The sequence below is a fragment of the Streptomyces sp. yr375 genome (assembly GCF_900110755.1).
Classification (GTDB): Bacteria; Actinomycetota; Actinomycetes; order Streptomycetales; family Streptomycetaceae; genus Streptomyces.
Map to the genome: position 1 here is coordinate 73,274 of NZ_FOFF01000031.1, position 26,110 is coordinate 99,383.

Annotated in this window: 21 protein-coding genes; 20 read left to right on the forward strand and 1 reads right to left on the reverse strand. The window is 72.5% G+C overall.

Annotated features, from left to right (window positions below; all coding sequences use genetic code 11):
* Positions 1-133 precede the first annotated feature (133 nt).
* From BMZ82_RS26370 to BMZ82_RS26395, 6 genes are all read left to right on the forward strand, one after another.
* Entirely contained in the window at positions 134-757 is a 624-nt protein-coding gene (locus tag BMZ82_RS26370) for an isochorismatase family protein (protein WP_093779884.1), read from the forward strand.
* Entirely contained in the window at positions 754-2,637 is a 1,884-nt protein-coding gene (locus BMZ82_RS26375) for an anthranilate synthase family protein (protein WP_093779885.1), read from the forward strand. Before BMZ82_RS26370 ends, BMZ82_RS26375 begins: the two co-directional genes overlap by 4 nt.
* The gene (locus BMZ82_RS26380; protein ID WP_093779886.1) at positions 2,634-3,497 is read left to right on the forward strand and encodes a PhzF family phenazine biosynthesis protein; all 864 of its coding nucleotides are present in this window, start codon (positions 2,634-2,636) and stop codon (positions 3,495-3,497) included. The genes BMZ82_RS26375 and BMZ82_RS26380 overlap by 4 nt, the downstream gene beginning before the upstream one ends.
* A 96-nt stretch (positions 3,498-3,593) precedes the next feature.
* Complete coding sequence (gene phzG / locus BMZ82_RS26385; RefSeq protein WP_305729218.1) at positions 3,594-4,235, forward strand: phenazine biosynthesis FMN-dependent oxidase PhzG; 642 nt, start codon at positions 3,594-3,596, stop codon at positions 4,233-4,235.
* A gap of 80 nt (positions 4,236-4,315) precedes the next feature.
* Positions 4,316-5,929 (forward strand): amino acid adenylation domain-containing protein, encoded by a 1,614-nt coding sequence (locus BMZ82_RS26390; protein WP_093779888.1) that lies wholly within the window; start codon positions 4,316-4,318, stop codon positions 5,927-5,929.
* Complete coding sequence (locus tag BMZ82_RS26395; RefSeq protein ID WP_256252119.1) at positions 5,926-7,368, forward strand: FAD-binding oxidoreductase; 1,443 nt, start codon at positions 5,926-5,928, stop codon at positions 7,366-7,368. The genes BMZ82_RS26390 and BMZ82_RS26395 overlap by 4 nt, the downstream gene beginning before the upstream one ends.
* Before the next feature lie 83 nt (positions 7,369-7,451).
* Here the strand turns inward: BMZ82_RS26395 and BMZ82_RS26400 are convergent, their stop codons facing one another.
* Positions 7,452-7,811, reverse strand: coding sequence for a YdhR family protein (locus tag BMZ82_RS26400; protein ID WP_256252120.1), 360 nt, complete (start codon positions 7,809-7,811; stop codon positions 7,452-7,454).
* Positions 7,812-7,956: 145 nt separating this feature from the next.
* Between BMZ82_RS26400 and BMZ82_RS26405 the strand changes: the two genes are divergently transcribed.
* From BMZ82_RS26405 to BMZ82_RS26470, 14 genes are all read left to right on the forward strand, one after another.
* On the forward strand, positions 7,957-9,084 hold the full coding sequence (locus tag BMZ82_RS26405) for a phenylacetate--CoA ligase family protein (protein WP_093779909.1): 1,128 nt from the start codon (positions 7,957-7,959) through the stop codon (positions 9,082-9,084).
* A complete protein-coding gene (locus tag BMZ82_RS26410) occupies positions 9,084-10,499 on the forward strand; it encodes an aldehyde dehydrogenase family protein (protein ID WP_256252121.1) in 1,416 nt (471 codons plus the stop codon). Before BMZ82_RS26405 ends, BMZ82_RS26410 begins: the two co-directional genes overlap by 1 nt.
* Before the next feature lie 142 nt (positions 10,500-10,641).
* Entirely contained in the window at positions 10,642-11,007 is a 366-nt protein-coding gene (locus BMZ82_RS26415; protein ID WP_177244676.1) for a phosphopantetheine-binding protein, read from the forward strand.
* Positions 11,004-13,823 carry a type I polyketide synthase gene (locus BMZ82_RS26420; protein ID WP_093779891.1) on the forward strand — a complete coding sequence of 940 codons (2,820 nt, stop codon included), beginning with the start codon at positions 11,004-11,006 and terminating at the stop codon, positions 13,821-13,823. Before BMZ82_RS26415 ends, BMZ82_RS26420 begins: the two co-directional genes overlap by 4 nt.
* On the forward strand, positions 13,820-14,632 hold the full coding sequence (locus BMZ82_RS26425; protein WP_093779892.1) for a thioesterase II family protein: 813 nt from the start codon (positions 13,820-13,822) through the stop codon (positions 14,630-14,632). The genes BMZ82_RS26420 and BMZ82_RS26425 overlap by 4 nt, the downstream gene beginning before the upstream one ends.
* Before the next feature lie 20 nt (positions 14,633-14,652).
* Positions 14,653-15,708 carry an aldo/keto reductase gene (locus tag BMZ82_RS26430; RefSeq protein WP_093779893.1) on the forward strand — a complete coding sequence of 352 codons (1,056 nt, stop codon included), beginning with the start codon at positions 14,653-14,655 and terminating at the stop codon, positions 15,706-15,708.
* A 50-nt stretch (positions 15,709-15,758) separates the two neighbouring features.
* Positions 15,759-18,107 carry an acyltransferase domain-containing protein gene (locus BMZ82_RS26435; protein WP_093779894.1) on the forward strand — a complete coding sequence of 783 codons (2,349 nt, stop codon included), beginning with the start codon at positions 15,759-15,761 and terminating at the stop codon, positions 18,105-18,107.
* Between the two features lie 78 nt (positions 18,108-18,185).
* The gene (ccrA, locus tag BMZ82_RS26440) at positions 18,186-19,430 is read left to right on the forward strand and encodes a crotonyl-CoA carboxylase/reductase (protein WP_093779895.1); all 1,245 of its coding nucleotides are present in this window, start codon (positions 18,186-18,188) and stop codon (positions 19,428-19,430) included.
* A gap of 99 nt (positions 19,431-19,529) precedes the next feature.
* On the forward strand, positions 19,530-21,320 hold the full coding sequence (locus BMZ82_RS26445; RefSeq protein ID WP_256252122.1) for a fatty acyl-AMP ligase: 1,791 nt from the start codon (positions 19,530-19,532) through the stop codon (positions 21,318-21,320).
* 132 nt (positions 21,321-21,452) lie between these two features.
* The gene (locus BMZ82_RS26450; protein ID WP_093779897.1) at positions 21,453-22,334 is read left to right on the forward strand and encodes a LysR family transcriptional regulator; all 882 of its coding nucleotides are present in this window, start codon (positions 21,453-21,455) and stop codon (positions 22,332-22,334) included.
* Positions 22,335-22,364: 30 nt separating this feature from the next.
* Positions 22,365-23,693, forward strand: a complete 1,329-nt coding sequence (locus BMZ82_RS26455) for a cytochrome ubiquinol oxidase subunit I (protein WP_093779898.1) — start codon at positions 22,365-22,367, stop codon at positions 23,691-23,693.
* A 51-nt stretch (positions 23,694-23,744) separates the two neighbouring features.
* A complete protein-coding gene (locus BMZ82_RS26460) occupies positions 23,745-24,737 on the forward strand; it encodes a cytochrome d ubiquinol oxidase subunit II (protein WP_093779899.1) in 993 nt (330 codons plus the stop codon).
* 4 nt (positions 24,738-24,741) lie between these two features.
* Positions 24,742-25,395 (forward strand): maleylpyruvate isomerase family mycothiol-dependent enzyme, encoded by a 654-nt coding sequence (locus tag BMZ82_RS26465; RefSeq protein ID WP_093779900.1) that lies wholly within the window; start codon positions 24,742-24,744, stop codon positions 25,393-25,395.
* Between the two features lie 145 nt (positions 25,396-25,540).
* A partial coding sequence (locus BMZ82_RS26470) for a carboxyl transferase domain-containing protein (RefSeq protein ID WP_305729219.1) occupies positions 25,541-26,110 on the forward strand: 570 nt, incomplete at its 3' end.

Here is a 26,110-nt window from a genome sequence, read left to right on the forward strand (position 1 = left end):
CTCGTCCCGCACCTCTCCCGCTCCGATCCCGGACCAGTCCCGCACCCCTCCCGCACCCCCCCGCACCCCTCCCGCACTCGTCCCGCACCCGCCCCGCCCCCTCCCGTTCCGAGTCAGGCCCTGGAAGGAAGAAATGGTCGGCATTCCCCCCATCGAGCCCTACGCGCTTCCGGTCGCGGGCGACCTGCCCGCCAACACCGCCCGGTGGACGCCCGATCCGGACCGCGCCGTGCTGCTCCTGCACGACATGCAGCGCTTCTTCCTGGCCCCCTTCCCGGACGGCGTCCGCGAACCGCTGGTGGCCAACGCGGCGTCCGTGCGCGACCGGTGCGCCGCCCTCGGCGTCCCCGTGGCCTACACCGCCCAGCCCGGCAGCATGACCGAGCAGGAGCGCGGTCTGCTGGCGGACTTCTGGGGGCCCGGCATGCGCAGGGACCTCGCGGACCGCGGCGTCGTCGACGCGCTCGCGCCCCGCGCCGACGACTGGCAGCTCACCAAGTGGCGCTACAGCGCCTTCCACAACTCCCCCCTGCTGGAGCTCATGCGCAAGGCCGGCCGCGACCAACTGATCATCTGTGGCGTGTACGCCCATGTCGGCGTCCTCATGACCGCCGTCGAGGCGTTCACCCACGACATCCAGACCTTCCTGGTCGCCGACGCCGTCGCCGACTTCGACGAGAGCCACCACCGGCTCGCCCTCGACTACGCCGCCGGACGCTGCGCGATGGTCGTCACCGCCGAGGAGGTCCTCGTATGACCGGGGCGAACGGCGACCTGCTCGACCGCGTACTGTCCGGCCGCGCCGGGGACTTCGCCCTGCTGTACCGGCCGGAGGCGGGCGCGGACGGTGTCCTCGACGTGCTGGTCGGCGACGTCTCGACGCCCGCGACGCTCGCCGGCATCACCCTGCCCGACGCACCGGCCGAACCCGGCGGCGCCCATCACGAGGTCCTCGCCGTCGTCCCGTACAGGCAGATCGCCGAACGCGGCTTCGTGGCGGCGGACGACGGCGCGCCGCTGCTCGCGCTGAGCGTGACCGACCAGGCGCGCATTCCGCTGGCCGAGGCGCTGGGGCGCATCCCGCAGGTGCCGTCCGCGCTGGCCGACGCGCACTTCGACATCGACGACGAGAGCTACCAGGGCATCGTCCGCAAGGTCGTCGACGACGTGATCGGCGCGGGCGAGGGGGCGAACTTCGTCATCAAGCGGTCCTTCGTCGCCACCATCACCGACTACCGGCCGGCCAGCGCGCTGTCGTTCTTCTCCCGGCTCGTGCGGCGGGAGGTCGGCGCGTACTGGACGTTCCTGATCCACGCGGGGGAGCGCACCCTCGTCGGCGCCTCGCCCGAACGGCACGTCAGCCTCGACGCCGGCACCGCCGTGATGAACCCGATCAGCGGCACCTACCGCTACCCGCCGGGCGGCCCCACCCTGCCGGACGTCATGGACTTCCTGGCCGACCGCAAGGAGGCCGACGAGCTGTACATGGTCGTCGACGAGGAACTCAAGATGATGGCCCGGATCTGCGAGTCGGGCGGGCAGGTCAAGGGCCCCTACCTCAAGGAGATGGCCCGGCTCGCGCACACCGAGTACTTCATCGAGGGCCGCACCGGGCGCGACGTACGGGACATCCTGCGCGAGACCATGTTCGCGCCCACGGTCACCGGTTCCCCGCTGGAGAGCGCCTGCCGGGTCATCGACGCCTACGAGGAGAAGGGGCGCGGCTACTACAGCGGTGTCGCGGCCCTCGTGGGGCGCGACGAGCACGGCGGACGGGCCATGGACTCCGCGATCCTCATCCGCACCGCGGACATCGACGCGTCCGGCCGGGTGGAGATCGGCGTCGGCGCCACACTCGTACGCCACTCCGACCCGGCCCGCGAGGCCGCCGAGACCCGGGCCAAGGCAGCCGCCCTGGTCAGCGCGCTGGAGTCCGGCGGCGTCGGGAGCTTCGCCGACCACCCCGAGGTCCGCGCCGCGCTGGAGCGGCGCAACGACTCCATCGCCGGGTTCTGGCTGAGCGGGGCCGCCGACCGACCGGCGCCGCACTCCGCGCTCGCCGGGAGCCGCGTCCTAGTCGTCGACGCCGAGGACACCTTCACCTCCATGATCGCCGGCCAACTGCGCGCCATGGGCCTGCACGTCACCGTGCGCCGCTTCGACGAGGAGTACGCCTTCGCCGACCACGACCTCGTCGTGATGGGGCCGGGCCCCGGCGACCCCGCCGACACGGCCCATCCCCGGATCGGCCACCTCCACACGGCCGTACGCACCCTGCTGGCCGAGCGCCGCCCCTTCGTCGCCGTCTGCCTCAGCCACCAGGTGCTCAGCCTGGCCCTCGGTTTCGAGGTGTCCCGGCTGCCCGCCCCCAACCAGGGCCTCCAACGCGAGATCAACTACTTCGGCGCCCGCGAGAAGGTGGGCTTCTACAACGCCTTCGCCGCCGCCAGCGACGACGACAAACGCGATGTCGACGGCGTCGGCGTGGTGGAGATCAGCCGGGACCCGGTGACGGGGGAGGTGTACGGGCTGCGCGGCCCGCACTTCATGAGCCTTCAGTTCCACGCCGAGTCCGTACTCACCCAGCACGGCCCGCGCATCCTGGCCGCCGCCCTTCAGGACGTGATCACCTCATGACGACACGACAGCGAGAGATCTCCGCGTACCCCTATGTGGTCGTCGACGCCTTCGCGACGGAGCCGCTCAAGGGCAACCCGGTGGCCGTGTACTTCGACGCCGACGACCTGACGGGTCCTCAGATGCAGCGCGTGGCACGGGAGATGAACCTCTCCGAGACCACCTTCGTGCTGCGGCCCGAGGAAGGCGGCGACGCACGCGTCCGGATCTTCACCCCGGTCAACGAACTCCCTTTCGCCGGGCACCCGTTGCTCGGCACCGCCATCGCCCTCGGCAACCGGGGACCGGCCGACCAGCTCAAGCTGGAGACGGCGATGGGGCTCATCCCCTTCGAACTGGTCCGCACCGGCGGCGTGGTGACCGCCGCGTGGATGCGCCAGCCCGTGCCGACCTGGCAGCCCTTCGAGCGGCGCGCGGAACTGCTGGCCGCGCTCGGCGTCCGCGACCCCGCCCTGCCGGTGGACGTCTACCACAACGGGCCCCGCCACGTCCTGGTCGGCCTCGGCAGCGTGGCGGAGCTGTCCGCGCTCACCCCGGACCACCGCGCGCTGAGCACGTTCGAGGACCTGGCCGCCAACTGCTTCGCCGGCTCCGGCACGAACTGGCGCAGCCGCATGTTCTCGCCCGCCTACGGCGTCGTGGAGGACGCGGCCACCGGCTCCGCCGCCGGTCCGATAGCGATCCACCTGGCCCGGCACGGCCTGATCGAGTACGGGCAGGGCATCGTGATCACACAGGGCGTAGAGATGGGCCGGCCCTCACCCATGCACGCGCTCGCCGAGGGCACGGGAGAGCTGGTCACCGGCGTCGAGGTCGGCGGCGACGGCGTCGTCACGATCGAAGGAACGCTACGCCTGTGACGTAACCATCCACTCCAGCCTGTATCGGCACATGCCGCACATGCCCCGCAGAACCGCCAACCGGAGAGACGTATGAGCAACGCCAGGTCGGAAAGCATGACCGGGACCATCGAGGTCGCCTTCCCCGAGTACGCCGAGCCGCCCGCCGAGCCGGTGGGCCTGCTGCGCGCGTGGCTCGACGGCGCGGTGCGCGACGGGGTCCGTGAGCCCCGGGCGCTGGCCCTGGCCACCGCCGACGCGGCCGGGAGGCCCTCGACCCGGACCGTGGTGATCAACCAGGTGACCGACACCGGGCTGGTCTTCATCACCCACGCGGGCAGCCGGAAAGGGCGTGAACTGGCCGTCAACCCCTGGGCGTCGGGCGTCCTGTACTGGCGCGAGACCAGCCGGCAGATCGTCGTCGACGGGCCGGTCGTACGACTGTCCGTCGCGGCGGCCGACGCCCTGTGGCGGGAGCGCCCGGTGTTCACCCACGCGATGTCGAGCGTGTCGCGGCAGAGCGAGCCGGTGACCGGACCGGACGCCGTGGAGGCGCTGCGCCGACGGGCCCTGGAACTGGGGGAGAGCGGCGCGCCGCTGCCCCGCCCCGAGGGCTTCGCCGCCTACGAACTCCGGTTCCACGGCGTTGAGTTCTGGGCCGACGGCGCGGACCGGCTGCACGAACGACTGCGCTACGACCGCGACGGCGCGGGCGACGGCGAGGGGGAGGGCTGGCACGTCGGCCGCCTCCAGCCGTAGCCCGCCGCCGAGCTACCCCCCACGTCGAACCCGCCGAACCCGTCGACCCCGCCCAACCGTCGAAACGGAACGTGACCACCATGAAGGCAGCAGCGCCCCTCTTCCTCCACTCCGGATTCCGGGCCTCGGTCCGGCGCGTTCCGGAGAAACCCGCGCTGTCCCTGCGCGGGCGGACCTGGACGTACCGGGAACTGGACGCCGTCGCCCGGCTCTGGGCCGCCGCGCTCACCGGCCTGGAGAAGCCGCCGAAGCGCGTGGGCATCCTCGGCCACCAGAGCCTCGTCACCTACGCGGGCTTCCTCGCCGTCCTGTACGCGGGGGCGACCGCGGTGCCGCTGAACAAGAAGTACCCCGTGGCCCGCAACCAGGACATCATGGAGCGCGCCGAGGTGGACGTCGTCCTGGCCGACCCGGGCTCCCTCGCCCAACTCGGGCCGCTGCTCGACGGTTTGGCCGACGCCCCCGTCGCCATACTGCCGGAGAGCGACGAAGCGCCCGCGAACCTCCCGCCGGGGATACGGGTCCTCACCCGCCGCGATGTCGAGGACGGCGTGTCCCTCGCCGAGCCCGTGCCCGGCGACCCGCGAGGCCACGCCTACCTGCTGTTCACCTCCGGCTCCACCGGCCGCCCCAAGGGCGTGCCGATCTCGCACGCCAACCTGACCGCGTTCCTGTCCACCAACGTCCAGCGGTACGACTTCACCGAGGACGACCGGTTCACCAACACCTTCGACCAGACCTTCGACCCGTCCGTCTTCGACCTGTTCATGGCCTGGGGAAGCGGCGGATGCCTGTTCCCGATGGACGCCTTCGACCTGATGACACCGCTGGACTTCGTGCGCGACAACGCCATCACCGTCTGGTTCGCGGTGCCCTCGGTGGCCGTCCTCCAGCACCGCCGCGGGGTGCTGGCACCGGGCAGCCTGACGTCGCTGCGCTGGAGCCTGTTCTGCGGCGAGGCGCTGCCCGAGGACACCGCCCGGGCGTGGCTGGCGGCCGCACCCGGGTCCATCCTGGAGAACCTGTACGGGCCGACCGAGGCGACCATCACCTGCCTGGTGCACCGCTGGGACCCGCGGACCTCGCCGGACGCCGTCGTCAACGGGACCGTGTCGATCGGCTCCCCCTACCCGGGCATGGCCGCGGCGGCGCTGGCCGAGGACGGCCGCCCGGTCCCCGACGGAGAGCCCGGCGAGCTCTGCCTCTGCGGGCCGCAGGTCTTCGAGGGGTATCTGAACGCGCCCGAGCAGACCGAGAGCGCCTTCCACCTCACGCGGTCCGAGGACGGCCGCACCCGCCGCTGGTACCGCACCGGCGACCTCGTCCGGCGCACGGCGGGCGGCGAGTACGGCTACCTGGGCCGGCTGGACACCCAGGTCAAGGTGCTGGGCCACCGCATCGAGACCGGCGAGGTGGAGGCCCACCTGCTCCGGCAGAAGGGCGTCGACCAGGCCGTCGTCGTCGCCGTCCCCGGCGCGGAGGAGGGCGTGACGGTGCTCGCCGGCATCCTCGCGGGCGACGACCTCGACATCTGCGAGGTGGACGCCGAACTGCGCCGGACACTGCCCCCGCACATGATCCCGATGACCTACCACCTGCTGGACACCCTGCCGCTGAACCCCAACGGCAAGGTGGACCGCACGACGCTGCGCGGGCAGGTCGTCTCCGGGGAACTGGCGGCCCTCGTCCCGTGAGCGAACACAAGGGAACGCAACGGACGAACACCGCCGCCGCCAACGACGACGCCGACGTCGCCGCGCTGCGCGAGCGGGTGCGCGGCCGGACACTGCTGCCGGGCGACGACGGTTTCGCCGCCCGGTGCGCGGGCTTCCAGACGGCCTACCGTCACCGGCCCTCCGTACTGGTCCGCGCGGCCGACCCCGAGGACGTGGTGGCGGCCGTGGCGTACGCCGCCGCCCGCGATCTGCCGGTGGCCGTCCAGGCGACCGGGCACGGCCTCTCGGTGCCCACCGACGGGGGCCTGCTCATCGACACCGCCGGGCTGTCGGGTGTCACCGTCGACGCCCCGGCCCGTACGGCGCGGATCGGCGCCGGCACCCGGTTCGCCGCCGTCGTCGAGGCCGCGGCCCGCCACGGTCTGGCCCCGCTGAACGGCTCCGCCCCCGGAGCAGGCGCGGTCGGCTACGTCCTGGGCGGTGGACTGGGCCTGCTGGCAAGGGAGTTCGGCTACGCGGCCGACCGGGTCGGCTCGATCGACATCGTCACCGCCGACGCCCGGCCGCGCCACGTCACCGCGCGGAGCGAACCCGAACTGTTCTGGGCCCTGCGCGGGGCAGGCGCGAACTTCGGCGTGGTCACCGGCATGGACATCGACCTCGTGCCGGTCAGCCGGCTGTACGGCGGCGAGCTGGTCTTCGATCTCGCCCGCACCCCGGATCTGCTCGCCGACTACCTGCGCTGGACCGAGACGCTCCCCGACGAGCTGACGTCCTCGGTGTCCCTGCTCGACCACCCCGATCTGCCGCTGTTCCCCGCCACCGTGCGCGGCCGGTTCACGGCGCACGTGCGCATCGCGTACACCGGGGACGGCAGAACGGGCGAGCGGCTGGTCGCCCCGCTGCGCGCGCTCGGGCCCCGGCTGTCCGACACGGTCGCGGAGATGCCGTACACCGAGTGCGGCGCGATCTACAACGATCCGCCGATGCCGCACGCCTACCAGGGCGACAACATCCTGCTGCGCGCCTTCGGCCCGGAACAGGCCGCCGAGGTCACGCGGCTGGCGGGCGCCGGTACCGGCCTGCCGTGCGTGGTCGACGTACGCCACCTGGGCGGAGCCCTCGGCCGACCGGCCGCCGTACCGAACGCGGTCGGCCACCGCGCGGCCCGCTACCTGCTGCGCGTGCTGACGCCCCTGATGGGCGCGGAGCCGGACGCGGCGGCGGGCGTCCGGGACAAGGTGCTCGGCGCGCTCGCCGCCGAGTCCGTCGGCGGCCGGTTCCAGAACCTGGTGTACGGCGGCTGCGCGAACGGCGCTCCGAAGGCGCCCGCCCAGGACTTCTGGGAACCGGCCGACCACCGCCGACTGTCCGCGCTGAAAGCCGAGATCGACCCGGCGAACCTGTTCCGGTTCAACCGTAATATCGAGCCGGCGGGCTGGAACACGCCCCGCTGAAACACGGCGTACCGCCTATCGCCTATCGCCTATCGCGTATCGCATTTCACGGCGCCCCGGGTTTTCCCCGGGGCGCCGTTTCGTTATATCTCGGTTCCGTATGTCTCTGTTCCGGGGCCGGATTCCAGCGCCAGGGAATGCGGCCCCTCGACGGTCGCCTCCACGTCGAACCAGGCCCGGAAGTCGAGCGGATGGCCGATGAGTTCGGCCGGGCTGCGGGGCAGCACCGCCGATTTCGCCGCTTCCTCGGACTCCCACAGCAGCACCGCGCCCCAGCGTCCGGTCGACGGGTCGGAGAGCCAGATCTTCAGGAGGAGGCCGGGAACGTCCGCCCATTTCTGCTCTTCCTCGCGAATGAATTCACGGAGTGTTCCGGGCGTCTGCCGCGACTCGGTGAGGTCCCACCACGCGATCATCGCCTTCATGGTGTCAGTGGTTCTCATGGCGTGAGTGTATGAGCCGACGGCGGCCGGGCGACAGGTGTCACTCATTCAAAACGCCTGAGTGAAAGGGCAATTGAGTAGTCGTTACTCAAGTACGGGCGACTGCCCGGTGATCGGATGGGGACATCGGTCGGCCGGCCACGTCATGCCGGCTGTTGACATTGGAGGACGAGTGGCGCCTACCGAGCTGTCGATCCTGGACCTGCCCCACCACGAGGCTCCGGACCCCGACGAACTCGTCCGGGCCGCGATGGAATGGCACTTCAGCCCGCGGACCGGTTCCGCCTTCTGGCTGAAACGGGCCGAAACGCTCGACTTCGACCCCGTCTCCGACGTCAAGGGCTTCGCCGACCTGGGCCTCTTCCCGAACGTCGCCAACGAACTGCGCGACGTGCCCGCCGCGGACCTCGTACCGCGCGGCTACGGCGAACACCCCGACATCGTCGGCGTGTTCGAGAGCGGCGGTACCACCGGCGCGCCCAAGCGGGTCGTCTGCCCGGCCGACTGGCTGGCGAAGCTGGTCGGCTGGAGCAACGCCAACCTCGACGCGCACGGCTTCCCGCGCGACGTCGACTGGCTGGGAATCACCCCCTCCGGCCCGCACATCGTCGGTGAGATATTCCGTCGCTCGGCCCGGACCCACGGCCGGTACGGATTCCAGGTCGACCTGGACCCGCGGTGGGTCAAGCGCCTGATCGCCGAGGGCAAGGGCGGCCAGGCGGACGCCTACGCCGAACACGTCATCGACCAGGCCGCGTTCATCCTGCGCACCCAGGACATCGGTGTGATGACGGTGACCCCGCCGCTGCTGGAGCGCATCGCCCAGCGCGAGGAACTCGTCGAGCTCGTCAACCGCAAGGTGCGGGCCATCCGTTGGGGCGGCACCCGGCTGGACCCCGACACGGAGGCCCTCTACCGCACCGAGATCTTTCCCGGCACCACCCTCTACGGTCACTACGGCAGCACGATGATCCTCGGCATCGCCGGTCAGCGCCACGGCACCGCACCGGGCGAGGCGTGCGTCTTCGACACCTTCTCGCCGTACATCACCTTCCAGGTCGTGGACCCCGCGACCCGTGACGCCGTGGCTTACGGGGAGCGCGGCCAGGTCGTGATGCATCACGTCAGCAAGGCGCTGCTGCTGCCCAACAACCTCGAGCGGGACACCGCGATCCGGGTGCCCGCGCCCGAGGGCCGCGTCGGAGACTCGGCCGCCGACATCGCCCCGGTCGCCCGCTTCGACGACGAGGCCGTCATCGAGGGGGTCTACTGATGTCCGCCGAACAGCAGACCGACGAGGTGCAGACCGCCGAGATGCGGGCCGCCGAGGTGCTCGAACTGGACGCGCTGGGTCCGGCCGGCCCGTACCGTGCCCACAGCGGTCAGGACATCACGGATGTGACGGGTGCGGTCACGGCCCGGATGAGCCTGGTGCCCGCGCTCTTCGTGAACCGGGCGATGAAGGCCCTGCACGCCGCGACCCCGCTGCCCGCCGCCGCGCGCGCGAGCGCCCTGGCCCGCGCCGCGGAGCTGTTCCGCACGGCCACGCTGGGCGGGCTGCCGGTGCGGGAGTACGAGGCGGCCGTCACCGGCGTCTCCGGGCTGCCGGCCGAGGTCGTCCGGGTCGCGACCCGCACCTGCGCCGACCGGGTCGCGCACTCCTACCGCAGCGTCCAACTGGCCCGGCCCGCAGGCGCCGTACCCGACTGGCGCGACCCGCTGGTGCGCACCTCCCACGCCGTGTGGACCCGGCGCGGCGAGGTGCTCGCCGTCCACGTCCCCGGCAACCACCCCGGCACCCACGGGTTCTGGCCGGAGGCGCTCGCCCTCGGCTACCGGGTCGCCGTCCGCCCCTCCGCCCGGGAGCCGTTCACCGCGCACCGCCTGGTCCTCGCCCTGCGCGAGGCCGGGTTCGGCGCCGACCACGTCGCCTTGCTGCCCTGCGGCCACGAGGCGGCCGACGCCCTCGTGCGCGGCGCGGACCTGGCCTACGGCGGCGACGAGGTGATCCGCAGGTACGCGGACGACCCGGGGGTGCTGTCCCTCCAGCCCGGCCGCTCGAAGATCCTGCTGACCGCCGACACCGACTGGCGCGACCACCTCGACATGATCGTCGACTCGGTCGCCCGGCACGCCGGCAGCGGCTGCGTCAACGCCACCGCCGTCCTCGTCGAGGGCGACCCCGCCCCGCTCGCCGGCGCCGTCGCCGAACGGCTGGCCGCCCTGCCCAGCCTGCCACCGCACGACGACAAGGCCGTGCTGCCGGTGCAGAACACCAAGGCGGCCCGGGCCCTGGAGAAGTTCGTGCTCGACCGCGCCCAGGGCGCCCGCGCCTGGCTCGGCGGCACCGGCTTCGTCGACGAACTCGGTGACGGCAGCGCCGTGCTGCGCCCGGTCGTCCACCAGGTGGACTCCGCGCACGCGCCGCAACTGGCCGCCGAAGTCCCCTTCCCCTGCGTGTGGGTCGGGCCGTGGAGCCGCGAGGACGGCGTCGAACCACTGCGCGACACGCTGGTCCTGACGGTCGTCACCGAGGACGACGACCTCGTCCAGGCGCTGATCGACGAGCCCACGATCAGCAACCTGCACGTGGGAAGCCACGCCACGCACTGGCACCGCCCCGGTCTGCCGCACGACGGCTACCTGGGCGAGTTCCTCATGCACAGCAAGACCGTCGTCCGCGCCTGAACCGAATCAAGCGGACCAGTCAGAACGCCTGCCATAAACGACAGTTCTGCCCGGTGAAGAAGGTATTTATTGGACGCCTTCCCCGTGGCGGCAGATGATTCCAGGGAACCGCCAGATCGGCGAGCCGAAGGGGAGGAGTGGAGTGGATCACGTATCCCACGGAAATCCACCGGGAAACGAAACAGCGGCCGTCGTCGCCGAAATCTGGTGCGAAGTCCTGGAGGTTCCCGAGGTGGGCGACGGCGACAACTTCTTCGATCTCGGCGGGCATTCGCTGCTCCTCCAGATGGTTCGTGAACGGGTCGTCCAGCGGCTCGGAAAGGAAGTCGAACTCATCGAGTTCTTCACCCACCCGACCGTCCGCTCCTTCGCCCACCACCTCGACCACGGCGGGGCCGCAGAAACGGGCAACAGCCGCCGCCGGCCGACCGGTCGGGTGAACCGCCTCGGAAACCGGCGGGCCCAACTCGACGCGAACACACCGCGCGGCCGGGGGGAATTCGAGTGAGCGACCTCGAATCCCGCGACGACGCCCACGGGTTCATCGCCGTCATCGGAATGGCAGGCCGTTTCCCGGGCGCAGCCGACCTCGACGAGTTCTGGGCCAACCTGGCCGCCGGCGTCGACTCGATCACCCGTGACACCCCCCAGGTCCTGCCCGGCGGCGCGCCCGACGGCGGCGACCTCACCTACGTGCCGTCCCGAGGCCGGCTCGACGCGGCCGAGTGGTTCGACGCCGACTACTTCGGCTACGGCGCGCGGGAGGCCTTCCTGATCGACCCGCAGCACCGGGTCTTCCTGGAGTGCGCGACCGAGGCCCTGGAGGACGCAGGCCAGGACCCGGACCGCTTCCCCGGCGCCATCGGCGTCTACGGCGGCTCCACCGAGACCCGGTACGCGCAGGCGCTGCGGGAGCGGCGCGCACAGCTCGCCGGAGTCACCGAGGACGACATCCTCCTCGGCACCGCACCCGACTTCCTGGTGTCCCGCACGGCCGAGCGCCTCGGCCTGCGGGGACCGGCCGTCGCGGTGCAGTCCGCCTGCGCGACCGCGCTGGTGGCCGTCCACCTCGCCGGGCGGGCGCTGCTCGCCGGGGACTGCGACATGGCCCTGGCGGGCGGCGTCGCCGTGCACGTACCGCCGAAGCAGATCCCCTGGACCGGCCCCGACGGCACCCTGGCACCGGACGGCACCTGCCGCGCCTTCGACGCGCGGGGAGCGGGAACCGTCGCGGGTAACGGCGTCGGCGTCGTCGTCCTCAAGCGACTGGCCGACGCGCTGGCCGACGGCGACCTCATACGCGCCGTCGTCCGAGGGTCCGCCGTCACCAACGACGGAGCGGGCCGGATCGGCTTCACCGCGCCCAGCGTGGACGGCCAGGCGGCCGCGGTCCGCGAGGCGCAGCTCACCGCAGGCACCGACGCCCGCACCATCACCTACGTGGAGGCCCACGGCACCGCGACCCCGCTGGGCGACCCCATCGAGATCGCCGCCCTCACCCAGGCCTTCCGGGACGACACCGACGAGCGCGGCTTCTGCTCCATCGGCTCGGTGAAGACCAACATCGGACACGCGGACGCGGCGGCCGGCGCGGCGGGCCTCATCAAGACGGTCCTGGCACTCGGCCACCGGCGGATCCCGCCGAGCCTCCACTTCACCGAGCCCAACCCGCAGATCGACTTCGCGTCGGGCCCCTTCCGGGTCGCCACCGAGCTGCGCGACTGGAAGCCCGCGGGTCTGCCCCGGCGCGCCGGGGTCAGCTCCTTCGCGGTGGGCGGCGTCAACGCCCACCTGGTCCTGGAGGAGGCCCCGGAGCGGCCCACGCCCCCCGCCGAACGCCGCGCCCAGTTGCTGGTGCACTCCGCGCGCACCGCCACCGCGCTGCGCGCCCGACTGGACCGGTTCGACGCCCACTTGGCGGGCGACGCGGCCCCGCCGTACGCCGATGCCGCCTGGACCCTCCAGACGGGCCGGCGCGAGCACCCGCACCGGGCGTTCACGGTCGTGGGCGACGGCCCGGCCCTGGAACCGGTCCGGTCGGCCGGACTCCCGCGCGAGCGGCCCGTGGTGTTCCTCTTCCCGGGCACGATCGGCCCTGCGGAGGGCTGGCGGCTGTACCTCACGGAACCCGCCTTCCGGCAGGCCTTCGACGCGGCCCTGGAAGCCGCCGAACCCCCGCTCGTCGGCGCGGTCCGGGAGGTGGCCCGAGGCCTGGCCTGGCCCGCCGACCCGGTGGTGCGCGACACCTACGTCTTCGCCTTCGAGTACGCCCTCGCGGCGCTGTGGCAGCGCTGGGGCGTACGCCCGGCCGCGGTCCTCGGCACCGGCGTCGGCACCCTGGTCGCCGCCGCCGTCGCCGGAGTCTTCCCGCTCGCCCACGCCCTGCGACTCATCGCCGAACCGGGCCGCTCCCGCGCGGGCGACGAGGAACTGCGCAAGCTGGTGCACTCCGTGGGCCCGCGGGCGCACCGGATCCCCGTCGTCCTCACGGACGGCACCTGGTACGACACCGGCGCGCCGATCGACGCCGACCGGTGGGCGAGCGAGCTGCGCGACCCGGCGACCCCGGACGCCGCGCTGAACACGGTGCTGGCCGACCCCGAGCGCATCCTCCTCCAGGTCGGAGCCGGCTCCGGCCTGGTCACGCTCGCCCGGCAGCAGCCCGCGCACACCGCCGCCCACCTCCTGCTGGCCGCACTGGCCGGTCTCGACGAGGGCGGCGACGCACTGGCCGTCCTCTACCAGGCCCTCGGACACCTGTGGCTGTCCGGGACGACCGTCTCCTGGGCGGGCGTTCACGACGGCGAACGCCGGGTCAAGGTCGCGCTGCCCACCTATCCCTTCGAGCGGCTCCCCTATCTGGTGCGGCACCCGGCAGAGGAGGCCCGTACCGCCGCCGGGGCGGGCGCATCCGGGACCACGGCCGCGGCCGGTCGGCCGGTGGACGACGAACCGGTCACCGGAAGCACGGCGACCGCCGACGGCGGCAGTGGCAGCGGGCCGCAGTCCGACGCCGACCGTCCCACCGACGACACCCCCCTCGACACGCCCCTCGGCCTGGTCCTGCGGCTGTTCGGCGAGGCCCTCGGGCTGACCGACATCGAACCCGACGAGAGCTTCTTCGAACTCGGCGGCGACTCCCTCATCGGCGTCAAGCTCCTCGCCCGGATCCGGGAGACCTACCCGGTGGAGATCAAGATGCGCTCGCTGTTCGCGTCGGCGACGGCGGCCGACCTGGCCGCACTGATCGAACGGCGACTGGCCGATCCCGACCACGACCACGACCACGACACGGAAACGGAAACGGAAGAGGAGTCCGCATGAGCGGCACCGGCCAGGCCGACACGGCAGCCGACCTGCGCAGCCGCTGGCTCTCCAGCCGCAGGCCGAAGACGCCGACCACGCTCGACCTGTACTGCTTCGCCCACGGGGGCGGCTCGGCCGGGGAGTTCATGCGCTGGTCCGGGGCCCTGCCCGGGATCCGGCTCTGGGCGGTCAGACTGCCCGGCCGCGCACCACGGCAGGACGAACCCCCGTACTCGCGGATGAGCGAGCTGATCGCCGACCTCGTCGCACAAGTCGACTTCGGGCAAGGTGACTTCGGACAAGGTGACTTCGGGGAGCATGACGTCGAGCAGCGTGACTTCGCGTTCTTCGGCCACAGCCTCGGCGCGTTGATCGCCTTCGAGACCGCCCGCGCCCTGCGCCGGGCCGGGCTGCCGCAGCCGAGCGCACTGCTGCTGTCCTCCATGCAGCCGCCGCCCGTCGTCACGCGCCACCGCGCCCATCTGCTGCCGGACGACGAACTGCTGGCGGAGATCGAGCACCGCTGGGGCGCGCTGCCGCTCGTGGTCCACGAGGACCCGGAACTCCGGGAGTTGGCCCTGCGCTACCTCCGCGCGGACGCGGCACTCGCCGAGACCCACGAGTACGTGGCCGAAGAGCCGCTGGACATCCCGGTCACGGCGTTCGTCGGCGACCAGGAGGACCCCGGCCAGCTCGCCTGGGACGTCCACACCCGGGGCGGCTACGCGGCGCACGTCCTGCGCGGCGGCCACTTCTACTTCCGCGACCCCGAGCAGCAGGCCGCACTGCTGCGGCTCATCGTCGGCGCACTGAGCACGCAGAACTGACCAACCGCTAGGGGATACGCATGCGTTACACGACGTTCGGCCGCAACACCGGCCTGCGGGTGTCCGAGTACGCGCTCGGCACCGCCAACTTCGGCACCCTGTGGGGCGGCGGAGCCAACCGTGAGGAGTCCCGCAAGATCTTCGAGCGGTTCGCGGAGGCCGGCGGCACCTTCCTCGACTCGGCCGACAACTACCAGGTCGGCGAGTCGGAGAAACTGCTCGGTGAGTTCCTCGGTGCCGACCGCGACCACTTCGTGATCGGCACCAAGTTCACCCTGGGCGCCGGGCGGGCCCGCATCTCCCACACCGGCAACAGCCGTAAGAACATCCGCCGTTCGGTCGAGGCCAGCCTCAAGCGGCTCGGCACCGACCACATCGACCTGTACTGGGCCCATCTGCCCGACTCGGTCACCCCCCTCGAGGAGATTCTCGGCGCGCTCGACGACCTCGTACGGGCAGGCAAGATCCTGTACGCGGGGCTCTCCAACTTCCCCGCCTGGCGGGTCTCCCGCGCCGCCACCCTCGCCGAACTGCGCGGACTGAACCGGTTGGTGGGCGCCCAGTTCGAGTACAGCCTCGCCGAGCGCGGCGCCGACCGTGAGCTGCTGCCCATGGCCGAGGCGCTGGGCCTGGGCACCGCCCTGTGGTCGCCGCTCGGCGGCGGCCTCCTCACCGGCAAGTACCGGCAGAGCCGCCGCGGCCGCCTCAGCGACTGGGACGGGCAGGCCATCCGGGTCGAGGACTCCGAGCAGCGCACCGAGATTCTCGACTGCGTCCTGGCCGTCGCCGAGGAGACGGGCGCGTCCGCCGGACAGGTCGCCATGGCCTGGCTGCGCGCCCGCGCGGCGCGCTCGGCGACCACGATGGTGCCCGTGATCGGCCCCCGCACCGTCGATCAACTGGAGGACTATTTCGGCTCGCTCGAAGTCGCCCTGGACGACGCCCAGTTCGACCGGCTGGAGCAGGCCGGCGCGGTCCGGCTCGGCCAGCCCCACGAGCTGATCGCCGGCCACCGGGACGCCGCACTGGGCCGTATGTCCGGCCAGTTCGTCCGCCCGACCACTCCGGTGGCCTGAACAGCCTGCGTGAGCGGCGGACTTGATCCAGCTCAGGAAGGGCGGACCGCATGACTGACCTTGCCACGGCCGACATCGACCCCGAAGCGCAGATCGCGATCGTCGGAATGGCGGCGCGCTTCGGACCGGCCGCCGACCTCGACGCGTACCGGGAACGGCTGCGCACCGGCGACGGGGCGGTGGCCACCGCCGAACCGCTGGCCGACCCCTACGCGTTCGACCACCGGTTCTTCGGCGTCTCGCCGCGCGAGTCGGTGCTGCTCGACCCGCAGCAGCGCCTCCTGCTGGAGTGCGCCCAGCACGCCCTGGAGGACGCCGGCCACGACCCGACGCGCGAGGAGGCCGTCGTCGGCGTCTACGCGGGCGGCGCGACCACGTCCCACGCGGCACGCCTGTACCGGCAGGCCGACCGGTCGCCCGGCATCGACGCCCGGCAGATCCGGACCGCCACCGGCGCCGACTTCCTCGCCTCGCGGGTCGCCTACAAGCTGGCGCTGACCGGCCCCGCCGTATCGGTGCAGGCCGCCGGGGCCACCGCCCTCGTCGCCGTGCACACCGCCGTACAGGCGCTGCTCGGCGGCGAGTGCGACCTCGCCCTGGCCGGGTCGGTCACCGTGCACTCGGCCGACGGCGCGGCCGCTCCGACCGGTGGCTGCGCCGTCGTCGTACTGAAGCCGCTGCCGGCGGCGCTGGCGGACGGCGACCGGATCTACGCCGTGGTGCACGGCACCGCCGTCGGCACGACCGGGCCGGGCGAGTCCGCCGCGGCGGGCCGCGCCCGCGTCGCCCGCGACGCGCTCGCGGTGAGCGGCGTCGCCGCGGACCCGGTCGTCGTCGTGGACACCCCCGAGGGAGCGGGCGTCACCGACACGGCACCCGCCGCCGCCTCCTTCGTCCGGGCCGTCCTCGCCGTGTACGAGGGGCGGCGGCCTGACGGCGGCGACCGGCCGCGCCGCGCCGCGGTGAGCGGGTCCGGCGTCTTCGGCACGCACGCCCACGCCGTCGTCGAGGAACCGCCTGCCCGGCAGCCCGAACCCGCCGTACCGGGCTGGCAGTTGCTCCCGTTCGCGGCGAAGTCCCCGACCGCCCTTGCCGGGTTGGCGGCGCGCCTCGGCCACCACCTCGCCCAGGCCGAGGACGGCGGCGGCACACTCCAGGACGTCGCCTGGACCCTCCAGACCGGCCGGACGCCGTACGCCCACCGGGGTTTCGTCGTCGCCCGCGACCACGCCGAGGCCGCCACCGCGCTCGCGGAGATCAAGGTGAAGGCCAAGGCCGGGGCGGGCGGCACCACCGGGCAGGCCCCGCCCGTGGTGTTCACCTTCCCCGGGCACGGCGGCCAGCACGTCGGCATGGGACAGGGCCTGTACCGCCTCGACCCGCACTTCCGGGCCGACCTGGACGGCTGCGTCGCCCAGGTGCGGGCCGCCGCCGGAGTGGACCTGGGCGTCGTCTTCGCCCCGGAGGGAGCGGCGGCGCAGGAAGCGGCGAGCCGGTTCGTCGCGGACGGCGGGATCGCCCAACTCGCCGTCTTCGTACTGGAGTACGCGCTCGCCCGGGCCTTCATCCGCTACGGCGTACGGCCCTCGGCGGTCGTCGGCCACAGCCTCGGCGGTTACGCCGCCGCATGCGTCGCAGGGGTGTTCTCCTTCCCCGACGCGATCCGGATGGTCCTCAAACGCACCGAACTGCTGCTGAGCCTGGCCCCCGGCGCGATGGCGGCCGTACGCCTGCCCGAGGCCGAGCTGCTGCCCCTGCTCCCCGAGGGCGTGGGCATCGCCGTGCTCAGCGGGCCCGACCAGGTGACCATCTCCGGGCCGCGCGAGCCGGTGACCCGGTTCGTCGAGGAGCACGCCGCCAAGGGGCTGGACACGCGGCTGCTGAAGATCCCGGGGGCCGGCCACTCCTCGCTGGTCGACGCGGTGCTCGACGAGTACGAGGCGTTCCTCGCCGGCGTCACCTTCCACGAGCCGCGGATCCGCGTCGTGTCGGACACCACCGGCACCTGGGCCGACCCGGACGAGATCCGCACGCCCGCGTACTGGTGCCGGCACATGCGCCACGCCGTGCGCTACCACGACGTACTCCGGACGCTGCACGCCGTGCGGGGGTGCGCGCTGGTCGAGGTCGGTCCCGGCACCACGCTGACCTCGCTGGCCCGCCGGCACGGCGAACTGCGCCACCACCACCCGATCCTCCAGGGGCTGCCGCATCCGACGGACCCGACGCCCGACCCGCAGATCCTGCTGTCGACGATCGGCGCGCTGTGGGCGGCCGGCGTCGACATCGACTGGCCGGCCCTGCACCCGCTGCGCGCCCCTCGCCGGGCCGCCGCCCTGCCGGGCTACCCCTACGAGCGCGCCGCGTTCCCCGCGCCCGCGCCCGCCCCCGCGGCCTGACCGGGCCGCCGCCCGCGCACCTACGCCCGCTTTGTCCCACCACCGGTTCACGACGATGACGATCAGGAGACAGTGACCATGGGCAAGAGCCTGTACGACCTGGGTGAGATGCCGCCGCTCGGGTCCGTTCCCGAGCAGATGTACGCGTCCGTGATCCGCCAGGAGCGTTTCGGCGAGCCGCAGAAGGCCTTCGCCACCGAGGTCGTGGACACCCCCCGGCCCGGCCGCGGCCAGGTCCTCGTCTGGGTGATGGCGGCCGGGATCAACTACAACAACGTCTGGGCCGGGCTCGGTTACCCGCTGGACGTCATCGGCGCCCGGCGCAAGCGCGGCGAGCCCGAGGACTTCCACATCGGCGGCTCCGAGGGCTCGGGGGTGGTCTTCGCCGTCGGCGAGGGCGTCGCCGGGGTCTCCGTCGGCGACCGGGTCGTGCTCTCCGGCGCCCAGTACGACGAGACCGCGCCGGACATCCGTCTCGGCGGCGACCCCATCTTCTCGCCCACCATGCGGGCCTGGGGATACGAGTCCAACTACGGCTCCTTCGCGCAGTTCGCCCTCGTTTACGACTACCAGTGCCACCCCAAGCCGAAGAACCTCACCTGGGAGGGCGCGGCCGCCTTCATCCTCACCGGTGCGACCGCGTACCGGCAGTTGTTCGGCTGGGCGCCCAACACGGTCCGGCCGGGCGACCCGGTGCTGATCTGGGGCGGCGCGGGCGGCCTCGGTTCGATGGCCGTCCAACTGGTGCGCAACGCGGGCGGGTTGCCCGTCGCGGTGGTCTCCAGCGAAGAGCGCGCCGCGTACTGCCGGGACCTCGGCGCCGTCGGCACCGTCAACCGCCGCGACTTCTCCCACTGGGGCCGGATGCCCGACCTGAACGACCCGGCCGCGTTCGGCGCGTGGATGGCGCAGGTGCGGGGCTTCGGCCGCGCCTACTGGGAGGCCCTGGGCGAGCGGCGCGCGCCGCGCATCGTCCTGGAACACAGCGGCCAGGACACCATCCCCACCTCCATGTACCTGTGCGACAACGGCGGCATGGTCACCATCTGCGGCGGCACCTCCGGGTACGCGGCCGATGTCGACCTGCGGTTCCTGTGGATGCGGCAGAAGCGGCTCCAGGGTTCGCACGGCTTCAACGCGGCCCAGTGCCGGGAGGTGATCCAGCTCGCGGCCGCCGGACACCTCGACCCGTGCCTGTCCGGGCTGTTCGGGCTGGACGAGATCGGCGAGGCCCACCAGTTGATGCACGAGAACCGCCAGCCCCCCGGCAACATGGCGGCGCTCGTCAACGCGCCCCGGGCGGGCCTGACCGACCTCGCCTGACCGACCTCGCCCGAGCGGCCTCCGAGGAAGTCCGCCTGCCACCTTGACGAACGGACGGCCATGACCACAGACCCCGTGACCCCTCCCTCCATTCCCTCCATGACAGAGCGCGCCGCGCTGCCGCTGCCCGCCCTGCTGGCCCGGCGCGCGGCGGAAACGCCCGACTCCGTCGCCTACGTCTATCTGCGCAACGGCGAGGAGATCGGCGAGCAGATCACCTACGGGCAGTTGCACGCCGACGTGACCGCGCGGGCCGGCGCCCTCGCCGAACTGGCCGGCGACCGGCGCAGCGCCGTGCTGATGTACCCCAACGGTCTCGAGTTCATCAGGGCCTGGCTGGCCTGCACCGCGGCCGGCCTCAAGGGGGCGCCGGTCCAGGTGCCCACGCGCCGGCCCGCCGTACGGCGGCTGCGGACCATCGCCGACGACGCGTCCGCGACGCTGGTGCTCACCACCCGCGAGGTCCGCGACCAGGTCCTCGCCGACTTCCACGGCCTGCCCGAACTGGCCGGTCTGCACCTCGTCGCCACCGACGAACTGCCCGCGCCCGCCGCCGGGACCGAACTGCCCGCGCCCGGGCTCTCGGACGTCGCGCTGCTCCAGTACACCTCCGGCTCCACCGGAGCCCCCAAGGGCGTCATGGTCACGCACGCCAACTTCTGGTCCAACGCGTGGGAGACGGACGAGCTGTGGCCGATGGGCGACGACGGGGCCGTCGTCTCCTGGCTGCCGTTCTTCCACGACATGGGGCTCGTGCTGGGCATCGTGCTGCCGCTGTGGGCGGGCCGTCCGTCGTACCTGATGGGGCCCGAGGCGTTCATCCGCCGTCCCGGCCGCTGGCTGGAGGCGCTGTCCCGGTTCGGCGGCACGCACTCCTCCGCCCCCGACTTCGCCTACGGCCTGTGCGTGCGCAGCGACAGCGTGCGCGGCCCGCTCGACCTGTCGCGCTGGCGGATGGCCGTCAACGGGGCCGAGCCGGTCCGGGCGCACACGGTGCAGGACTTCGTCGGCAAGTTCGCCGCCGACGGCTTCGACGGCCGCGCCATGTGCCCGAGTTACGGCCTCGCGGAGCACACCCTGAAGGTCAGCGGCAGCCCGCTGGACACCGAGCCGGCCCCGCTCGTGCTGGACGCTCGGGCGCTGGGCCGGGGCGCGGTGGTCCCGGTCGCCGAGGACGCCGACGCGTCCGTCGTCACCAGCACGGTCATGAGCGTGGGCCGCACGGTGGGGGACACCCGGGTCCGCGTCGTCGACCCGGTGACCCACAGGGCGGCGGGGCCCGACGAGGTCGGCGAGATATGGGTGAGCGGACCGTGCGTGACCGCCGGTTACCTCGGCCGCGAGGAGGAGAGCGAGCGGACCTTCCGGGCGCGCATCGCGGGCGCGGAGGCGGACGGCCCGTTCCTGCGCACCGGCGACCTGGGGTTCGTGCGCGGCGGCGACGTCTTCGTCACCGGCCGCCTCAAGGACGTGATCATCGTCAAGGGCCGCAACCACTATCCGCAGGACCTGGAGCACACGGCCGAGAGCAGCCACGCGCTGCTGCGTCCGGGCTCCGCCGCCGCGTTCGCGGTGGACGACGGTGCGCGGGAGTCCGTCGTCGTGGTGGTCGAGGGCGACAGCCGGGTGGGCCGATACGCGAGCGCCGACGAGGTGACGACGGCCGTGCGCGAGGCGCTGCGCCACCACCACCGCATCGACGTGTCGGACGTGGTGCTGATCCGCCGCGGGACCCTGCCGAAGACGACGAGCGGCAAGGTGCGCCGTCGACCCTGCCGCGAACAGTACGAGGCCGGCACCCTCGCGATGCTCGCCGTATCGGCGGTATCCGCCGCATCCGGTGTATCCGCCCTATCCACCGGGTCCTCGGTATCCGGTGAACGGACTTGACCTGGATCTGACATTCGCGTTGCAGAGATCTGACATGGAGCGCACACGGATTTGAATAACAGGGCAGATTCTGCTCCCTGGTTGTCCTCGCTGTGAGGCATTCACAGAAGGGCCGACCGGTACGATGAATGCATGGAGTTACGCCAGTTGGAGTACCTCGTAGCCGTCGCGGAAGAGGCCAGTTTCACTAAGGCCGCCGCGCGCGTTTTCGTGACCCAGCCCTGTGTGAGCGCGCAGATCAGGCGGCTCGAACGGGAGTTGGGGCAGGACCTGCTCGACCGCGGCGGGCGCACCATCCAACTGACCGACGCGGGCGCCGCCGCACTGCCGTATGCGCGCGCCGTACTGGCCGCGGTGGACGGTGTGCGGGGCGCGGTGGAGAGCGTCTCCGGCGTCGTGCGCGGACAGGTCGCGATGGGTTCGGTCGCCTCCTCCCTCTCGCTGCGGCTTCCCGAGCTCCTGGCGGACTTCAGCCTGCGGTATCCGGAGGTGGAGATCTCCCTCAGCGAGGGCAACACGGACAAGCTCGTCGACGGCGTACGGACCGGCGTGATCGACGTCGCGGTCATCGGCGTCCGCGCCGAGCCGCCGGCCGGCCTCGAGACCCTGGTCATCGCCGACGAGTCCCTGATCGGGGCCGTCGGGCACGACCACCCGCTCGCGGGGATTGACAGCATCCCCGTCGACGAGGTGGAGTGCCACGCGCTGATGTGTCTGCCCGGCGGCAGCGCCCTGCGCGCCGCGTCCGACGCCGCCTGGGCCGCCGCGGGCGCAAAACCCCGGGTGGCCTTCGAGGCCGGCGACCCCCGGGTCCTGGCCCAACTCGCCGCGCGCGGAATGGGGATGGCGATCCTGCCGGAGCGGTACGTGCTCTCCCAGCCGGACCGACTGCACCCCGTCCGGATCTCCAGCCCGCATCTGCGCGGCGGCCTCGCGCTGGCCTGGCGGTCCAGCGGGCGCATCAGCCCGGCCGCCCGCGCCCTCCTGGCCCGGGCGCGCGCCCTGCTCGGCTAGCCCCCTGTCCCCTCCCACTGGAAACGCCCTGTGAACGCAGTTGACCTAGCCCGACTCCAGTTCGCCGTCACGGCGACCCTGCACTTCCTGTTCGTCGCCCTGACCCTCGGACTGGTCACCGTCGTCGCCCTGACGCAGACCCGGGCCGTACGCACCCAGGACCCCGCCCTGCGCGCCACCAGAATGCGCCGGGTGCGTTTCTGGGGCGGTCTCTACGTCATCAACTACGCGCTCGGCATTGTCAGCGGACTCACCCAGGAGTTCCAGTTCGGGCTGAACTGGTCCGGCCTTTCCCACGTCATGGGAAATGTCGTCGGCGCACCGATCGCCGTCGAGAGCGTCGCCGCGTTCTTTCTGGAATCGACTTTCCTGGGGCTGTGGGCATTCGGATTCGGCCGGGTGCCCGCCCGCGCCCATGCCGCGCTGATCTGGGGCGTCGCTCTCACCGCGTACGCCTCCACCTTCTGGATCATGGTGGTCAACGGTTTCCTGCAAAAACCGGTCGGCTACGAGATGCGCGACGGCACCGCGTACGTCACCGACTGGGGCGCCATCCTCACCAACGGGGCGACCTGGTACGCGCTGCTGCACATCGCGGGCGCGGTGGCCCTCCTCGCCGGGCTGTTCATGGCCGCCGTCAGCGCCTACCACCTGCGCCGCGACCGGGACGTCGACTTCTTCCGCCCCACCCTCGTCCAGGGCTCGATCCTGGCGGGCTGCGGCGCGCTCGTCGCCGCCGCGGCGGGCGCCGTGCAACTGACGACCCTCAAGGCCTACCAGCCGGAGAAGTACGCCACGTTGATGGGGGAGAGCGGCGCGGAACTCGACAAGGTCCGCGCCACCGCCGAGGCCTCCTACGGTCCCGGCGACTGGCTGCCGCCCACCTGGGTGGGCACGGCGTCCGTGCTCATGCTCGTCATCGGCGTCGCGCTCGTCCTCCTGGCCTGGATCCCGGCCACGGCCGCCCGCGGCAACCCGCCGGACGGGTCGTACGCGCACCGGCGGCTGCGGCTGCGGCTGCCCGCCGTGCTGCTGCCCCTCGGCTTCCTCGCGATCATCTGCGGCTGGCTCAGCCGCGAGGTCGGCCGGCAGCCGTGGATGGTCACCGGCGAGCTCACCGTCCGCGACGCCGTCGCCGACGTCTCGCCCGGCGGGATGCTCGCCTCGTTCGTCGCCTTCACGCTCGTGCTCACCACCCTCGCCGTCGTCGACTGGACGCTGATCCGCCGCTACGCGCGCCTCGGACCGGACGAGGGGCTGCTCGGCGACACGGGCCTCTTCCCGGACGCCACCGAACGCATGCTGCTGCGCGAGAGCGACGAGGCGTCGCTCCCGACGGACGCACGCCCCTCCTACTGACCCCACCTCCCACTCCCACCGTACGTACGCCGAGCTGACGGGCCATCAACCGTGGATGTCTTCTACTACGCCCTGGTCGGGCTGCTCCTCGCCGGATATCTGGCCCTGGAGAGCGTCGACTTCGGCATCGGGATGCTGCTGCCGTTCGCCGACACGGAGCCCGGCCGCGCGCGCCTGCGCCGCTGCGTCGTCCCGCTCTTCCTCGCCAACGAGGTGTGGCTGGTCGCCTTCGGCGGACTGCTGTTCGGCGCCCTGCCCCGGTTGGAGGGGGAGTTGCTGTACGCGCTGCGGCTGCCGTTCCTCGTCGTGCTCTGCGCGTGGTTCCTGCGCGACGCCGCCCTGTGGTTCCGTACCGCGCACCCCGGCGTCGGCTGGCGGCGGACCTGGGACACCGTGCTGCCCGCCGCCAGCCTGATCCTCGCCGCCGGCTGGGGGACGGTCCTGGCCACGCTGATCCGGGGACTGTCCACCAACGCCGACGGGCACGCCGTGGCCGACATGTCCGACCTGACGCATCCCTTCACCCTGCTCTGCGAGGTCCTGGCCGTCGCCGGCAGCCTGCGCCAGGGTTCGCTGTTCGCCGCCCGCGGCCTGCCCGAGGGCAACGCGCTGCGCGTCCGGTTCGGCCGCCTGACCCGGATCCTGACGCCGGTCCTGCTCGTGCTGCTCCTGCTCACCGGAGCCGCCGGCGCGGCGGTCACCGACGCCCCGGCGGCGGCGGTCCTCGTCGCGGTCCTCGCCGCCGCCGCCGTATACGGCTCCGACCGGGTCCAGGCGACCGGCCGCACCGCGCCGGCACTGCTCCTCGGCACCGCACCGCTGCTGGCCCTGCCGGCCATGGTGGGCGTCGCGAACGGCACGACGGTGCTGGCTACCCGCTCGGGGACCGGCAGCCTGGAACTGTCGAGGGCGATCGCCGACTCCGCCTCCCTGGCCCTGCTGTCCGCGACCGTGCTCCCGGTACTGATAGCGGTCGCCTTCGGACAGGTGTGGATCTGGCGGGTTTTCACACGCGTACCCCAAAGGCACACGACGATAGGGTGATTTCATGAGCGAATTGGCACAAGGGCGTCCGGAATCCGAGATCCGCGCGGCGATCGCCGCCGAACGCCGGGAACTCGCGGACCTGTTCGACAAACTGCCCGCATCGACATGGGACGAGCCGTCGCTGTGTTCCGGCTGGCGGGTCCGCGAAGTGGTGGCCCATATGTCGTTGGGATTCCGCTATTCCATTCCCCGGACCGCGAAGGAACTCCTCGCGGCACGCGGCAGTCTGCACCGCATGACCGACCGCTGCGCCCGCCGGGACGCGGCCGAGTTCTCCCCCGACCGGCTCGCCGCCTTCCTCCGGGACAACGCCACCCACCCGTGGAAGCCGCCGGTCGGCGGCATCGTCGCGGCGCTCGGCCACGACGTGGTCCACGGCCTCGACATCACGGTCCCCACGGGCATCGGCCGTACGGTCCCCGAGGACCGGCTCCGCATCCTGCTGAACGCCGTCGACCCCCGGTCCCTGAAGTTCTTCGGCGCCCGCCTCGACGGCGTCCAACTGCGCGCCGACGACCTCGACTGGACCTACGGCACCGGATCGCCGATCACCGGCGCCGGACAGGACCTGCTGCTCCTCGCCTACGGCCGCAAGCTGCCCGAGGGACGCCTCGACGGCCCGTCGGCAGGCCGTTTCACCTTCCCCAGGAAATGATCCAGAATACGAGAATAGGGGACGGCCATTAAGTCCGGGTAAATTCGGGCGGAGCGGAAAAAGGGGGTTTTCCCCGGCGGGTACGACAGGTAGCGTGAGGAATTCACATCGCGCTTCATAGGCGTATGACCGACGGGGGTGGTCGATGAATACGGGGACAGCGGCCAGGAATTCGGGGCATGCGGAGCCGCCCGGTTCCGATGTCCGCGGGCGGGTGGCCGAACTGCGCGCCCTGCGCGAACAGGCACGGCGCGGCCCCAGCGACCGGGCGACCCAGGCCCAGCACGCCAAGGGCAAGCTGACGGCCCGGGAGCGTATCGACCTGCTGCTCGACGACGGCTCCTTCCAGGAGGTCGAGCAACTGCGTCGGCACCGGGCGAGCGGGTTCGGCCTGGAGTCGAAGAAGCCGTTCACGGACGGTGTGATCACCGGGTGGGGCACGGTGGAGGGCCGTACGGTCTTCGTCTACGCGCATGATTTCCGGATCTTCGGCGGGGCGCTGGGCGAGGCTCACGCGACGAAGATCCACAAGATCATGGACATGGCCATCGCGGCGGGTGCTCCGCTGGTGTCGTTGAACGACGGCGCGGGGGCCCGTATCCAGGAGGGCGTGTCCGCGCTCGCCGGGTACGGGGGCATCTTCCAGCGCAACACGAAGGCGTCCGGCGTCATCCCGCAGATCAGCGTGATGCTCGGCCCGTGCGCGGGCGGCGCG

Excerpts from the sequence above, each read along its gene's own strand:
- BMZ82_RS26465 (WP_093779900.1), top strand. The coding sequence starts at position 24,742 with ATGAGCGAATTGGCACAAGGGCGTCCGGAATCCGAGATCCGCGCGGCG.
- ccrA (WP_093779895.1), top strand. The coding sequence starts at position 18,186 with ATGGGCAAGAGCCTGTACGACCTGGGTGAGATGCCGCCGCTCGGGTCC.
- BMZ82_RS26370 (WP_093779884.1), top strand. The coding sequence starts at position 134 with ATGGTCGGCATTCCCCCCATCGAGCCCTACGCGCTTCCGGTCGCGGGC.
- BMZ82_RS26445 (WP_256252122.1), top strand. The coding sequence starts at position 19,530 with ATGACAGAGCGCGCCGCGCTGCCGCTGCCCGCCCTGCTGGCCCGGCGC.
- BMZ82_RS26405 (WP_093779909.1), top strand. The coding sequence starts at position 7,957 with ATGCCGGCTGTTGACATTGGAGGACGAGTGGCGCCTACCGAGCTGTCG.
- BMZ82_RS26375 (WP_093779885.1), top strand. The coding sequence starts at position 754 with ATGACCGGGGCGAACGGCGACCTGCTCGACCGCGTACTGTCCGGCCGC.
- phzG (WP_305729218.1), top strand. The coding sequence starts at position 3,594 with ATGACCGGGACCATCGAGGTCGCCTTCCCCGAGTACGCCGAGCCGCCC.
- BMZ82_RS26410 (WP_256252121.1), top strand. The coding sequence starts at position 9,084 with ATGTCCGCCGAACAGCAGACCGACGAGGTGCAGACCGCCGAGATGCGG.
- BMZ82_RS26425 (WP_093779892.1), top strand. The coding sequence starts at position 13,820 with ATGAGCGGCACCGGCCAGGCCGACACGGCAGCCGACCTGCGCAGCCGC.
- BMZ82_RS26435 (WP_093779894.1), top strand. The coding sequence starts at position 15,759 with ATGACTGACCTTGCCACGGCCGACATCGACCCCGAAGCGCAGATCGCG.
- BMZ82_RS26450 (WP_093779897.1), top strand. The coding sequence starts at position 21,453 with ATGGAGTTACGCCAGTTGGAGTACCTCGTAGCCGTCGCGGAAGAGGCC.
- BMZ82_RS26430 (WP_093779893.1), top strand. The coding sequence starts at position 14,653 with ATGCGTTACACGACGTTCGGCCGCAACACCGGCCTGCGGGTGTCCGAG.
- BMZ82_RS26390 (WP_093779888.1), top strand. The coding sequence starts at position 4,316 with ATGAAGGCAGCAGCGCCCCTCTTCCTCCACTCCGGATTCCGGGCCTCG.
- BMZ82_RS26380 (WP_093779886.1), top strand. The coding sequence starts at position 2,634 with ATGACGACACGACAGCGAGAGATCTCCGCGTACCCCTATGTGGTCGTC.
- BMZ82_RS26400 (WP_256252120.1), bottom strand. The coding sequence starts at position 7,811 with ATGAGAACCACTGACACCATGAAGGCGATGATCGCGTGGTGGGACCTC.